This window comes from Dethiosulfatarculus sandiegensis, from assembly GCF_000931935.2.
GTDB lineage: Bacteria > Desulfobacterota > Desulfarculia > Desulfarculales > Desulfarculaceae > Dethiosulfatarculus > Dethiosulfatarculus sandiegensis.
Genome location: NZ_AZAC01000014.1, coordinates 31,011 through 45,079, shown reverse-complemented (window position 1 = coordinate 45,079; position 14,069 = coordinate 31,011). Strand labels below are relative to the sequence as shown.

General features: G+C 50.3%; 15 protein-coding genes. All 15 read left to right on the top strand.

All coding sequences use genetic code 11. From position 1 onward, the window contains the following. Nucleotides 1–335 precede the first annotated feature (335 nt). The 15 genes from X474_RS09980 to X474_RS09910 all read left to right on the top strand — a co-directional run bounded on the left by X474_RS09980 (nt 336) and on the right by X474_RS09910 (nt 14,007). A complete protein-coding gene (locus X474_RS09980) occupies nt 336–1,409 on the top strand; it encodes a ChaN family lipoprotein (protein WP_044348631.1) in 1,074 nt (357 codons plus the stop codon). A 54-nt stretch (nt 1,410–1,463) separates the two neighbouring features. Beyond that, nucleotides 1,464–2,252, top strand: a complete 789-nt coding sequence (locus X474_RS09975; RefSeq protein ID WP_044348629.1) for a motility protein A — start codon at nt 1,464–1,466, stop codon at nt 2,250–2,252. Further along, nucleotides 2,249–2,962 carry an OmpA/MotB family protein gene (locus tag X474_RS09970; RefSeq protein WP_044348626.1) on the top strand — a complete coding sequence of 238 codons (714 nt, stop codon included), beginning with the start codon at nt 2,249–2,251 and terminating at the stop codon, nt 2,960–2,962. Before X474_RS09975 ends, X474_RS09970 begins: the two co-directional genes overlap by 4 nt. A gap of 421 nt (nt 2,963–3,383) precedes the next feature. Continuing rightward, nucleotides 3,384–3,812 (top strand): PilZ domain-containing protein, encoded by a 429-nt coding sequence (locus tag X474_RS09965; RefSeq protein WP_044348624.1) that lies wholly within the window; start codon nt 3,384–3,386, stop codon nt 3,810–3,812. Between the two features lie 215 nt (nt 3,813–4,027). After that, nucleotides 4,028–4,339: an STAS domain-containing protein gene (locus tag X474_RS09960; protein ID WP_044348622.1), complete on the top strand. Its 312-nt coding sequence runs from the start codon at nt 4,028–4,030 to the stop codon at nt 4,337–4,339. Nucleotides 4,340–4,351: 12 nt separating this feature from the next. Then, a complete protein-coding gene (locus X474_RS09955) occupies nt 4,352–4,645 on the top strand; it encodes an STAS domain-containing protein (RefSeq protein WP_044348620.1) in 294 nt (97 codons plus the stop codon). 33 nt (nt 4,646–4,678) lie between these two features. After that, nucleotides 4,679–5,062 carry a response regulator gene (locus X474_RS09950; protein WP_044348618.1) on the top strand — a complete coding sequence of 128 codons (384 nt, stop codon included), beginning with the start codon at nt 4,679–4,681 and terminating at the stop codon, nt 5,060–5,062. Between the two features lie 12 nt (nt 5,063–5,074). Next, on the top strand, nt 5,075–7,120 hold the full coding sequence (locus X474_RS09945) for a chemotaxis protein CheA (protein WP_044348616.1): 2,046 nt from the start codon (nt 5,075–5,077) through the stop codon (nt 7,118–7,120). Nucleotides 7,121–7,190: 70 nt separating this feature from the next. Further along, nucleotides 7,191–8,573, top strand: coding sequence for a chemotaxis protein CheW (locus tag X474_RS27605; protein ID WP_082464285.1), 1,383 nt, complete (start codon nt 7,191–7,193; stop codon nt 8,571–8,573). Between the two features lie 2 nt (nt 8,574–8,575). Continuing rightward, nucleotides 8,576–9,463: a CheR family methyltransferase gene (locus tag X474_RS09935; protein WP_052515073.1), complete on the top strand. Its 888-nt coding sequence runs from the start codon at nt 8,576–8,578 to the stop codon at nt 9,461–9,463. Between the two features lie 5 nt (nt 9,464–9,468). After that, nucleotides 9,469–10,053 (top strand): hypothetical protein, encoded by a 585-nt coding sequence (locus X474_RS09930; protein ID WP_044348614.1) that lies wholly within the window; start codon nt 9,469–9,471, stop codon nt 10,051–10,053. Between the two features lie 256 nt (nt 10,054–10,309). Continuing rightward, nucleotides 10,310–11,413 carry a protein-glutamate methylesterase/protein-glutamine glutaminase gene (locus X474_RS09925; RefSeq protein ID WP_231688317.1) on the top strand — a complete coding sequence of 368 codons (1,104 nt, stop codon included), beginning with the start codon at nt 10,310–10,312 and terminating at the stop codon, nt 11,411–11,413. A gap of 7 nt (nt 11,414–11,420) precedes the next feature. Further along, entirely contained in the window at nt 11,421–12,596 is a 1,176-nt protein-coding gene (locus X474_RS09920; RefSeq protein WP_044348612.1) for a PP2C family protein-serine/threonine phosphatase, read from the top strand. Further along, on the top strand, nt 12,593–13,447 hold the full coding sequence (locus X474_RS09915) for a response regulator (protein WP_082464284.1): 855 nt from the start codon (nt 12,593–12,595) through the stop codon (nt 13,445–13,447). Before X474_RS09920 ends, X474_RS09915 begins: the two co-directional genes overlap by 4 nt. Before the next feature lie 41 nt (nt 13,448–13,488). After that, nucleotides 13,489–14,007: an NUDIX hydrolase gene (locus tag X474_RS09910; protein ID WP_044348608.1), complete on the top strand. Its 519-nt coding sequence runs from the start codon at nt 13,489–13,491 to the stop codon at nt 14,005–14,007. Nucleotides 14,008–14,069 lie beyond the last annotated feature (62 nt).

The window sequence follows — 14,069 nt, the reverse complement described above, 5'->3', positions numbered from 1 at the left end:
AGACGAAAAATCAAACAGCCCGTTTTTTTTAATTTAAAGGTAACGGGCTGTTTGATTTACATCTTTTCAAAATTCTTACCGGCAGGCAAAAGAAAGTAAAACACCCGCAACATACAGGCAACAAACTGATATTACACTTAAATCACCCATAGTTAGCACTCCGGAAACCTTCCGCCCAATGGCCGGTGGCGGCGCGCCAAGGCCTTTTGATTAACAATTCTGGATAGATGTGGTACTATCATTTCCCAAAAGCTATTTTTTAACACCTTGGGGGAATAATGTTTTTCCGTTCCCTGGTGCTATGCCTTTTGACAATAACGCTGGGATGCGCACCAATGCCTTCTGTTCAGGTTGGTGAAGTTTTTTACCCCCAGGCGGAGAAAAGCCTGGGAGCAAAAGACCTGGACCAGACACTATCTCAAGCCCAAATTATCCTTTTGGGTGAGACCCATACCAATCCCCATCACCACCTTATCCAGCTTAAAATGTTAAAGGACTTTAACCGGGTGAACCAGGCCCGCATCATAGTGGGGATTGAATGGCTCGATGCCTCGGCCCAACCGGCCTGTGCCAGGCTCAGCGCCGGAAAGATAACGGTCTCTGAATTTGCCCAAGAGGTTGATTGGCCCCACACCTGGGGATTCCCCCTGGAACTTTACAAGCCCATCCTGGAATATGTCCGCAAAGAGGGTTTGACCTTGGTCCCATTAAGCGCCCCCACCCGGATAATCAAGCAGATCGCCCAAAATGGGCTCAACTCCCTTTCCCCTGAGCAAAGGGATGCCATTGCCCCTTCCCTGGATTTAGACGACACCCTGTATCGCACCCAACTCAAGCCCCGGTTCACGGAACACGGCATAATGGAACCCAAGGCTGCCGATTATTTTATCAACGCCCAGATCGCCCGCGACGAAACCATGGCTCACAACCTGGCCAAGCACCTTTTGCCCTGGCCCCAGGCCGAGGCCAAAGCGGTGCTTCTGGCCGGAAGCGGCCATATGACCGGCGGGCTTGGCCTTAAGCCACGGATTTTACGCAGGCTGCCCGGGGCCCGTTTACTCACGGTTATTCCGGTGAGTGAAAAAGCAATGGCCGCTATGGGAGGCCAGTTGACAAAACTGGCCGACCTGGTGGTGATTTCAGAGCCCACCCCCAGTCACAGGCCAAGACTCGGCCTTTTTTTGAAACCTGTGGACCAGGGCCTTCTGGTCGAACGGGTCATGCCCAAAAGCCGGGCGGAAACAGCGGGGATCAAGGCGGGCGATATACTTGTCAACATAGACGGCCAACCGGTGCGGCAGGTAATGGACATACATCGCCTGATAAGGGATAACCCAGAAAAGCAGCGTGAATACAATTTATTAAGGCAAGGGTCGCAATTTAACACTAACATTTCCCTTTCAAGGTAAGATAACTAAATAACCTTTCTCTTTTGTTTCGTGTTTTGTCTGGAGCTGAAATAGATGGATATAGCAACCATCATAGGCATCTTTTCCGGCATGGCGCTCATCTTTGGCGCTATTGTAAGTAAAGGCGATTTATCAGCCTTTGTAAGTTTGCCCAGCGTCATGATTGTTCTCGGCGGCACCCTGGCCGCCACCTTAATCACTTTTCCCTTGATTGATGTGATCCATGCCTTTCAGGCGGTGAAGCACGCCTTCAGCCAAAAAAAAGTAAACCCCAATGATGTGGTGAGGGTCATCCTGACTGTGGCCAACCTGTCCCGCCGCCAAGGCCTGGTGGCGCTGAGCAAGGTTCGCACAGATAACGCGGTTCTGAAAAAAGCCCTTATGCTGATCGCAGACGGCGCGCCAGAGGTACTGATACGGGAAACCCTGCGTATTGAAATTGAAGCCATGCGCCAGCGTCACTCAGTGGCTCAGGACGTATTCCGCAAAATGGGCGCCTATGCCCCTGCCTTTGGCATGCTGGGAACCCTCATTGGACTGGTTCAGATGCTGGGGACCTTGGATGATCCCAAAACTATAGGCCCGGCCATGGCGCTGGCCCTTATAACCACTTTTTACGGGTCCTTGCTTTCATCGCTTTTCTTCCTGCCTTTGGCGGGAAAGCTGAAAAGCCGCACCTCTGTTGAAGTCATAAACCTGGAAATCATCTTCGAAGGGGCGCTCTCCATTTTGGAAAACAACAACCCTCTTCTTATCTATGAAAAGCTCAGCTCCTTTATTCCTCCTAAAGTCAGGGATAAATACCAGCCTGAAAAATCTAAAAAACCCGAGCAGGCAAAATGAGCGAAGAAGAATACAAAGATATTGCAGAAGAGTCGGAGGCCAAAAACTGGCTTACCACCTATGCCGACATGGTAACCCTTCTCCTTACTTTTTTCGTTATGCTCCTGGCCATCTCCAGCCTGGATACAGAGCGGTTTGAAAACATCATAACTTCCATACAGTTCACCCTGGGGGCCAACGTGTCCAAAGGCGGGCACACCGGGCGCATCGACATGCACGCTGTGCGCCAGCAGAGCCTTTCCCAGGTCACGGGAGATGAAAACGAACCGCTGCTCAAAGACATACGCCAAATGATTAAAAAGAAGAACCTGGATGACGCGGTGAGCGTGGTCTCCCAAGACGGAAAAGTGGTCTTAAGGGTAAAAGGACGAATCCTTTTTGACTCTGCGTCTTCCCTTTTCCAGCCTGAGGCAAGAAAGGTGCTGAACCAGATAGCCACTATTGTCAGGGATAACCCTGATTATAGACTGGATGTTGGGGGCCATACTGATTCCCGCCCCATAAAATCCAGCAAATACGCCAGCAACTGGGAGCTCAGCGCGCTTAGGGCAACTGCGGTGCTGCGGTATATGGTGGGGCAAGGAGTAAACCCCCGCAGGCTCACGGCAACCGGGTATGCGGATACAGATCCGCTGGCTCCCAACACCACCGCCAAGAACATGGCCTTGAATCGCAGGGTGGAATTCGTTCTGGAAAAAATGTATCGCTGAAAACTATCCGGAAAAACCGGCGCACCAAATTTTCATATGTCCTGCAAAATTTGGAAGCTTAAGTTGAAGATGGATCAAATACTTACGGGTTGGATTCATTGGTTTGGGGGGTATTCTGCTATACTGATATAGCGTTACTTATTTTCCATAAAAAGGAGAGAGCAAAGGGCCTTTAGTAAAATGAGCAACCGAGCCGGGGATACTTCAAAAGATTGCTCACAAATAAAAATTTGGTGTAAAGCCTGGTCACAATCCCGGGACCGCGTAACCACTAAAGTATCGGCCCTTTAACTTTATGGCGTCATTTACAGCCAAAGGTGGGGAATTAAGGCATTTATTAAAAAAACGAGTTGTCAGGCGCTAATCCGCAGTTCAGAATATTTACCTAACGGAACGCGTTGATAGTGGGGAGTGGCAGAGCTTGTTTTGGAAAAAGAAAAAAGAAAAAGACGCCGAAAAGCTGTTCGGGCTCTCTTATGACCTGGACCAGCGCCGGTATTTCAGAGTAACCCCTAAACCAGGGGCGCCGGTTTTTTTTTACTGCCAAAAGCAACAGATACCCCTGGTAGATTTAAGCGCCGGCGGCATTGCGGTTAAAAACGACCTTAACCTCAAAGTAGGTGAACAGGTTGCCGGTGTGATCAAATTGCCCGCAGATTATCCGGATGTGCCGGTGGTGGCCGAGGTGAGAACGCTTATCGCCGGAAAGACCGTGGCGGCTATGGAGTACGTCAGGATAAAAGAAAGCGGCCGCGAATCCCTTCATCAATACGTTCTGGCCAGGCAAAAGGAAGAGTTAGAGGAAAAAAAGGTTCTGGAAGCCCAGAAAAGGGAACCGAAAAAGAATTAACAACATCTTCAATCCCGGCAGGAAGCTATTTTTAAAGGTGCGAAGTTTTTGATAAAAGTAGCAACAAAGTATTGGCCGTTTCAAATGATATGGCATACTTTTAAATGATACGATTAAATTAATGCCTGATACCAGATTAAACCTCAGGCTTAAAGTAGGACAATCCCGATAAAAACCTGCTGCAAGCGGGACATCTTCTCAGGGAGGCAAACAAAATGGAGATTAACACCACTCCGCAGGGTGACGGTTTTTTAATGGAGATCACCGGAAGCATAGACGAAAGAGGGGCGGAAGAGCTCAAGCGTCGTTTTCTGGAGATGGACGTCTCATCCATAAGTGAAGTGGTCCTGGACTTCAAGGGCGTCACCTTTATCGGCAGCGCCGGAATCGGCAAATTACTCCTCTTTTACAAGAGTCTGGCCGCACATGGCGGGAAAATAACCATTAAAAACATGGGTAAAGACATTTTCACCATGTTCAAAGTGGTTAAATTAGACAAAATATTCAACATATCCCAAGGCAGCTAGGCAGGCAGGGCAGTGCTTGAATTACAGAACCAAGATGGAAATCTGGCCATCGCCGGGCAACTCTTAATCCGGCACCTGGACAGCTTCAAAGAAAGCCTGTGGGAACCCCTTTCTTCAAATTCGCCTGTTACGGTGGATGTTTCCCAGATCAAGGAAGTTGATTTGGCAGGCTTACAACTTTTATTGGCGTTCCTAAGAAGCCGTAAGGAGGTGGGAGGCGCCTTTATCACCGGTTTATCCAAGGCATTCGACCGCGCCTTGAAGTTGACCGGCCTAGAGGAACATTATGCTGAATTCATTGCATAAACGCCCCCCTACTCTCAAAGTGTTGGAGCAGGTATGAATAAAACCATTCTTGTTGTTGACGACTCCACCACCTTAAGAATGTCGGTGGAGATGACCCTGAAGCCTGCCGGATTTACCGTAATCCACGCCACCAATGGACAGGAAGGTCTGGACCGCCTGGATGAAATGACCCAAAAGGATCAAAGCCCGGATATGATCATAAGCGATGTCAATATGCCTATCATGGACGGAATCGAATTCATAACCAAGGTCAAGCAGACATCGTTTCGCTTTCTTCCCATATTGGTGCTTACCACCGAAAGGGAAGACAGTATGAAAATTAAAGGGAAAAAAGCGGGCGCTTCAGGGTGGTTGGTTAAGCCGTTCAAGCCCGAAACACTCTTGCAGGTGGTGCGCAAATTCACCCGTTCGCTTTAGCGAGGCCCTTTCATGGACGACAAGCTTCTTGAAATATTCTTTGAAGAATCCCAGGAAATCCTGGAATCTCTTGAGTCCGGCCTGCTTGACCTTGAGGGCAGTCAGGACCCTGATGAGATAAACGCGGTTTTCCGGGCGGCTCATACCATGAAGGGCAACGCCGGCATAGTCGGCTTTGACCAGGTGGTGGATCTCACTCACCTCATGGAGAGTATTCTGGATGAAATGCGTAAAGGCCGCATGGAACCTGATGCGGAAGCGGTCGGCATCCTTTTGTCGGCTCTGGACGCATTAAAAGTGATGATAAGCGGCTATTTGGCCGGAGAAAGCCCGCTGGCTCCGCGGGAAATCAAAGACGCCCTGTCAGGGTTGTTGGGTCCGGACCAAACGCAGCAAGAGCCTCAAGACGCACAGCAAGAGGAAGCAATCCAAGAAGCTTATGCGGGTCAGAGACATTACCACATAAAGATGCGGTTCGATCCCACCATCTTTGTCACGGGCACTGATCCTTTACAGCTTATTTTGGAGTTGGCCGAACTGGGAGAACTGGAAAAGGTGGTCTGTCACACTGATGGCTTACCGCCTTTTGATGAACTCAATATTGATGACCTCTATCTATGGTGGGAGATCTGGATGGTCTCCGATCATGAACCCGGCATCCTGGAAAACGTCTTTATTTTTGTGAAAGACGGAAATGAGATCGAAATGACGGAGATATTCGAGCCGCCCCCCAAACAGGCAGCACCGACTCCACCTCCCAAGCCTCAACCCAGGGCCGAGGCTCAAAAGTCGGTTACGACAAAACCTCCTCAACCCAAGGCTCCTGAACCAAAGCCAAAACCCCAAAAGGTTCCAAAGGCTTCCAAGGCCCTGGTTCCCGCAGGTAAGACAGTTACCCACGCAGCCACCATCAGGGTTGAGACAGACAAACTGGACAAGCTGGTAAACCTGGTGGGTGAGCTGGTCATTGGAGTGGCCAGGGTGAACCAGATCTCAGAAGGTGATTCCAACAGCGAAATGGCCAGCGCGGTGGAAGCCCTGGATCATATCAGCCGGGATCTACAGGAACAGGTCATGCGGGTGCGCATGATCCCCGTGGAAGGCACCTTCAACCGTTTTCAAAGGGTGGTGCGCGATCTTGCCTCTGAAATGGGCAAAAAGATCCACCTGGAGATGAGCGGCACGGAAACAGAACTCGATAAAAACGTAATCGAGCAGATAGCCGACCCCTTAAAACACCTGATCCGAAACAGCGCCGACCACGGTCTGGAAACCCCTCAGGAAAGAGCGGCTTTGGGGAAACCGGAGACAGGCACCATATGGTTAAGGGCCTACCAGCAGGAAGGCAAGATCATCATAGAGGTGGCTGACGACGGCAGGGGAATCGATAAAAACAAGGTGGTCAACAAGGCTATCGAAAGAGGCCTCTGCTCGCCTGGCGCGCAACTTGGCGACTCAGAAGCCTTTGCCTTTATGTTTCAACCCGGATTTTCCACGGCGGAGAAGGTCACCGAGGTTTCGGGCCGAGGTGTGGGACTCGACGTGGTGCGCCAAAACATCGAGGAGCTGCGCGGATCGGTTGATGTGGAATCCGCCCCGGGCAAGGGAAGCACCTTCCGTATAAAGCTGCCTCTCACCCTGGCCATAATCGATGGCATGACCGTGCGGGTGGGAGAGGACATACTCACCCTGCCTATGCTTTCGATTTTGGAATCCATGCGCCCCAAAAACGAAGAGATTTCCACTGTGGAAGGCGGGGGGGAGCTGATAAGCGTCCGCGGCGAATATCTGCCTTTAATCAGGCTGTATAAGATTTTCAACCTTCCCACAGACAGAACAGACCCCACCAATGCCCTTGTCGTGATTATAGAAAGCGTGAGCAAGCGCTTCGGAATCCTGGTGGATGATATTCTGGGTGAGCAGCAGGCGGTGATAAAAAGCCTGGAACAAAATTATAAGAAGGTGCCGGGTGTTGCCGGGGCGACCATCCTAGGTGACGGCAGGGTTAGCCTGATCCTTGATATCCATGGTCTGGAAAAGTTGGCGTTCGCCGACTGATTTTTCAGCCATGGGGGAGACGAATCCCTCTTGATGATTAAAATGCCCCTTAATCCAAAATGGAGACCAGATGGGCGATTTCGATGACATGATACCGGAATTCGTGGCGGAATCCACCGAACTTCTTGAGACAGTGGAAAGCGGTCTTTTGAACCTTGAGTCCGGTGAAATCACTGAAGACACGATCCATACCATATTCAGGGCCATTCATTCCATTAAAGGTGGCGCCGGTTTTGTGGGCCTGTCCAAAATAGAGAACCTGGCCCACAAAATGGAAGACATCCTGAACCTTATACGTAATGGTGATCTGGTCGCCGACCAGCCCATCACTGATTCCCTTTTACAAGCCCTGGATGTGCTCAACTATTTATTCGAGCACGTTGAGGGAGAAGAGGATGTTGACGTCCAGGCGCCCATCAGGGCGCTGGACGCGGCCCTGAATTCCGGGGTGAGCCAGGATGTCAAGGAAAGCATGGGGAAAAAAGGCACCCCCTCGGCCGAAGCCGGACTGCCGCCTTTTGACATATCGGCTTACACCCTTGAGAAAAAATTATCCCAGGGCAACGTATACAATGTCCGCCTGAATATGAGCCAGATAGAAGACCGGGGGCTCACCCCTCTGCAACTGGTCAACGAGATGCTCTCCATGGGTGAAATTCTCGACTCTCATCTGGATTTGCCCGAGGGGGAAAAAGAAATACAACCGCGCTTTGACATCCTTTATTTTACCGTGCTTGAGACTGATCTGCTCGAAGCGGCTTTAATGATAGATGCCTCCGACATCCGAGCCATTAACATGGCGGATTTCGGTATGGAAGAAACACCCGAACCTGCGGTCGCCAAGCCTGAGCCTGAACCGATCTTGCAAGAGCCTGCCCCTGTCACCCAAGCGGCCGCCCCTATGCAGGAGGTTTTTGTGGAGCCGGAAATCCTAAGCCCCCAATCCGGTGCAGGAGTCGGTCGACAGCCAGAGCAGAACTCAGCCCTGGTTCTTGCCGAGGAGGCCGAACCCGCGTCAGAGGCCCAAGTCAAGGGCGGCGAATACCTGACTTTCACCTTAGGTAAAGAGACCTATGGAGTGGACATTCTTACGGTTCAGGAAATCATAGGTATGCCTAACGTCTCTCGCCTGCCCAATTCCCCGCAATATGTACTTGGGGTGATGAACCTGCGTGGGATGGTGGCGCCGGTTTTGGACCTCAGGCTCAAACTGGCCCTGGAAGCCAATGAGGACAACGAGCCTGTAGTCATGGTTGTGAAGGTGGGGGCGCGCACATTGGGCGTGGTTGTGGATGGAGTGGAAGACGTCGTTGAATTCAACGAGGAAAGCGTGCAGGAGACCCCCAACTTCACCGGCCCCATTCAAAAGGAACACATCAAGGGATTGAGCAGGCATGAAGGTGTGATGGTCATTCTCCTTGACCTGGAACTTCTTTTAGGTATGGATGGCTAATATTGGCAACGCTTGAAAAAGCCAAAAAAAGGGCGCCAGGCAATAAGGCTCTTTTCACAACCTTCACTTTGTCTGACAAAGAATTTGAAATTATCAGGGTGCTGGTGAAGGAAAAAACCGGCATCAGCCTTGGTTTACATAAAAGAGACCTGGTGGTGAGCAGGCTTTCGCGCAGGCTGCGCGCCCTGGGATTAAGCAGTTTCAAAGACTATATAAATCATCTGAAAAATAAAGACGACGGTGATGAACTGGTTCAGATGATCAACCGGATTACCACCAACAAGACGGATTTTTTCAGAGAAAAGCATCATTTTGAATACCTGACCAACATTCTTTTACCCCAGCTTTATCAAGAGGGTGAAAAAACCGGGAAAAGGGAACTGAGGGTCTGGTCCGCGGGCTGTTCCTCCGGCGAGGAGCCCTACACCCTGGCCATGACCATGTCTGACTTTTTTAAAGACCACCCCAATTGGCGTTTCAAGATCCTGGCCACAGACTTAGACACCACCATTTTGACCAAAGCCAGCCAGGGAGAATATGACGAAGCCCTGTTGAATCCGGTGCCCAAGGCCTTTAAGGCACGCTATTTCGCACGCAGGCGCACCCCGGATGGAATTATTTATAAAGCGAAACCCGAGTTGCGTAATTTAATAATGTTTAGAAAATTCAACCTGATGTCTCCAAGCTATTCTCTAAAGGTGACACTGGATTTCATATTCTGCCGAAACGTTATGATCTACTTCGACACTGCCGACAAAACCAGCATGATGGAAAAATTCCACAAACTTCTTCGCCCGGGAGGTCATGTGTTTGTAGGTCACTCAGAGTCGCTCATGATGGTTAAGCATCTATTTAAATACGTGGCAACCACCACCTATGTGAAGGTTTGACGACTATGCTTAAGCGATTTCACTCCCAGCTTAAGCGGCCAATGGTGCTTATCAAGCCTGGTGAATATTATGTAACCGACCAGGACGAAGTTATAGCCACAGTTCTTGGCTCCTGCATCAGCGTGTGCTTGAAAGATGAAAAAAATAAAATAGGCGGGATGAACCATTTTATGCTGCCCGGAGATTTCAGGCAGGAAGATGTCTTCACCAGCCAAAGCGCCCGTTACGGCATGTATGCCATGGAAATGGTTCTTGGTGATCTTATAAAACTGGGAGGGGATAGAGAACATTTGACCGCCAAGGTATTTGGCGGCGGTCATGTACTGAAAACCGTGGCTCAAAATGCTGCCAGCGTCCCGACCTCAAATATTCAGTTTGTAAAATCCTTTCTCTCCATGGAGGGGATAAAGGTCCTGAAGACCGATGTGGGGGGATCTTTGGGAAGAAAAGTGCTCTACCTTCCCTATTCGGGCAAAGTTTTTGTAAAACGACTGGTGCCGGAAGCTGAGCGCAAGGTTGCTGAACGTGATCAAAAATATCAGCAGCGCCTGGAGCATCAGGTGGGCAAGGAAAGCCTTACCTACTTCTAACGGTTTAAAAACAACCTACCGAAGACGCCATTGATAAGGCGTTTGACAACTAAGCATCAAGAGCTATGCGTTTTAAAAAAACCTGACGAAAACAAAAATTCCGTCAAGGTTCAATTAAAAAGTAGTACAAGCATTTTCAAAAAACGTAAATGCTTTAGAGCGCAACTTCCATAAACGGCGTTATAATAATTTAAAAAGATCATATTAAAAAGACCTGCAAAACAGGCCCTTTCCTAAAGTCAGTCGGGGGACTTTTTTGACATTCAACAGAAGACAACCAATAAGGGTGTTGATCGTGGACGACTCTGCCATGGTCAGAGAATTTTTACGTTCATCCCTTAATAAAGAACCTGATATAGAAGTTGTAGGCGCGGCGGCAGATCCTTATTTTGCCCGGGACAAATTCCTTAAGCTCAAACCGGATGTCATCACCCTTGACATTGAAATGCCGCGCATGGACGGGCTGACCTTCCTTAAAAAACTAATGAAGGCCTATCCCACCCCGGTGGTCATGTTCTCCAGCCTCACCCTGGAGGGAGCCGAGGCAACCTTGCAGGCCCTGGCCTACGGGGCTGTTGACTTTGTGGCCAAGCCCTCCCGCAATGTGTCGGCATATCAAGAAGCACTCATCGAGGAACTGGCGGATAAGATAAGGGGAGCGGTCAAGGCCAAGGTCCGTCGGATCCCTGTTGCCGTGGAACAGCTCAAGGTTCCCCAAAAGGTCGAAGTGGACGAGGTTGTGGCCCTGACCAAGGCTCCACCCAGGTCGGGCGGCCCCATGATTGTGTTGATAGGCGCATCAACCGGGGGCACCGTGGCTTTGGAGCAGGTCTTGAAGCGCCTTCCCAAGGACAGCCCGCCTATTGCCATTGTGCAGCATATGCCGGTTCACTTTACCAAGGCCTTTGCCGACCGCCTGGACAGCTTGGTTGAGATAAATGTTCAGGAAGCCAAAGACAACCAGCCTCTGTCCCCTGGGCAGGCCCTGATAGCTCCCGGTGGGCGGCACATGCTTTTGGAACGGGGAAAGACCGGCTACAAGGTAAGAGTTAAAGACGGTCCGCCTGTCAACCGACACAAACCTTCAGTGGACGTACTTTTCAGGTCCGGAGTCAACAACGCGGGTGCAAATGCAGTAGCCGTAATTATGACCGGCATGGGTGACGACGGCGCCCAAGGCCTTAAAAACCTGCATGAAGCCGGGGCGTTTACCGTGGCTCAAAACGAGGAAACCTGCACGGTCTACGGCATGCCCAAAAGCGCCGTGGAGATCGGCGCCGCCAGCAGGGTTGTCCCCCTGGGCAACATAGCCCCTCTTATAATCGGGCTTTGGAAAGACGCTCCCAAAGGGCGAAAGTGACAATAACTTGGATTTAAATCCTAAAACAAACACTAAATCAACCATACTGATCGTTGACGATGCCAGGGTCAACCGCGAACTTTTGCGCATGCATCTGGGCAAGTTCGGCTATGACATCCTCATGGCCTGCCACGGCAAGGAAGCCATCGAACAGGTAACCGAACACCCTGAAATAGATCTTATAATCCTTGATTTAGTCATGCCCGAAATGGATGGGTTTGATTTTCTCAAATGGCGCTCGGACCAACCTGAGATAAAAAATATCCCGACTATAGTAAACAGCTCCTTAGACGACTTTGAATCCATCAGCAAGGCCCTTACCATGGGGTCTTACGACTATTTCACCAAACCGCTTTCCATGGATGACTTAAGGGTTGTTTTGCCACTTAAAATCAAAAACGCGGTGAATAACCGAAAGCTGATGTCCCAGATCAGCAGGCAAAACGACATCATGCACAAGGAACTGGACATGGCGGCCCGCTACCAAAGGTTTTTATTACCCGAGGAAGCTGATGTGCCGGGAGCCAAGGTGACATATCTTTTCCAACCCTGTTCCGGGGTGGGCGGAGATTACTTTGACATCATAAGGCAGCCTCAAGGCGACGTGGCCCTGATCGTGGCCGATGTCTCGGGCCACGGCCTGGCCTCAGCCATGACCGCATCCATCATTAAGGCGCTTTTACCCAACTACCTGGCCACCCTTCGCAGCCCGGCCAAAGCTCTTTTGGCCTTAAACCAGGACATTTACAACCTTACGCAAGACGATATGTTCGTAACCGCCTTTGCGGCGCTTTTTTCACCCGCCCAAAAAAAACTCACCTGGGCCTTGGCAGGGCACCCTTCTCCGCTTTTCATGACCAACAGAACAGACATATCAAGGTTAAGCGAGAGTTCGATTTTTCTGGGGGCATTTGACAATGAAAGTCCCCTGGTGAGCTATGAGGACCATATCCAGGAGATCAAAACCGGTGATCGCCTGGCCTTGTTTACAGACGGGTTGACCGAAGCCCCCACCCTGGAAGGTGAACAATACGGACTGGACCGTCTGGAAACCATGATGCTGGCTCATGGTCAATATGATATCCAAAGCTTCCGTCAGGCCTTACAAGAAGACCTCAAGGCCTGGGTCTCCGGAGAGTTCCCGGATGATGTGGCTTTCATCCTTTTGGATTTTAAACTATGAAAAATCTACCGCCACTGGACTATCGGACTCTATCTCCCCAGCACGTACATGGGCGTATATTGATAGTCGATGACGAGCCGTTGATTCTGGAACTACTGAAAGAATTCCTCGAATCCAAAGGGCATGAGGTTATAACGGCCCTTGACGGGCAGGAAGGTCTCGACCAATTTCTAAAAATTTCCCCGGATATGATCCTGACCGACCTTAAAATGCCGAATCTTTCGGGCATCCAGTTACTGAAGGCGGTCAAGGAGACCAACCCCAAGGTGCCTGTGGTTTTGATAAGTGGTTACGGGGAAATTGAAACTGTAGTCGAAGCTCTTAAGGAAGGGGCTGAAAACTTCCTGGCCAAGCCTCTCAACATGAAAGTCCTGGCCAAGGTGGTGGAACAGGCATTAACTCTGAAAGCCACCTCCATAAAGGGCCACGCCGCTTATATATCCGTACAGCAAACCACCAATATTACGGTCCCAAGCCATGCCGAACTTATCTGGGAAGTAATACACATAATAAGCCAGTCCACTGTCACATCCGGGTTTTCCGACCATGAACTGGACAATAACCTGAAACTGGCTTTGGTGGAAGGGCTTACCAACGCCATGGAACACGGCAACAAATGGGATCACGATAAAAGGGTGGACGTGGAGGTTGTGTGCGCTCCGGAACTTTTGGAAATTTCCATTACAGACCAAGGCGAGGGCTTTGACCCCAAACAACTTCCAGACCCCACTTTGGAATCCAATCTTTTATCTGAAAGAGGCAGGGGAATTTTCCTAATGAACGGTATAATGGATGAAGTCTTCCACGTTCCTCCAGGCAATCAGTTAATCCTGCGCAAAAAAGCTGTTTAAGACTCTATATCTGAATTCCAAAGGCGCAATTTGTAAAAAAAATGGCTACACCAGTAATCCCCAGTTTTTGCCAGACCTGCGGCGGCGCCCTAAGGGAAACCTTGAGCCAAGCCGGGGAAGGCCCTCCTTTTATATGCACATCATGCGGCCGGGCTGTTTACCTTGATCCCAAACTGGCGGTGGCCGCGGTAGTCACCACTGAAAACCAGGGAGTGGTCCTGTTGCGCCGAGCCCAAAGAGACAAGGCCTATGGTAAATGGATACTGCCGGGCGGACATGTGGACCGCGGCGAAGAGGTGACCAAAGCGGCCTTAAGGGAAGTTAAGGAAGAAACCGGGTTAAGCGTTCGCCTGGACGGGCCGCTCAGGGTTTATTCCTATGAAAGCAACCCCACAGTGCTTATTGCCTATGCGGCCACGGCAACCTCTGGAGAACTGATCATGAGCCCGGAGGCTTTGGAGATAAAGGTATTCCCTTTTGACCTGATTCCCTGGGACGAATTGGGATATCTTTCCACCAGGCAGGCCCTTAAGGACCTTTTACCGGTTAGTTGCCTCTGATTTCCCAGGCCTGGTCTGCGACTAAAGCCCCTTGTAACTGTCTGTTTCACTTTAAAGGCATA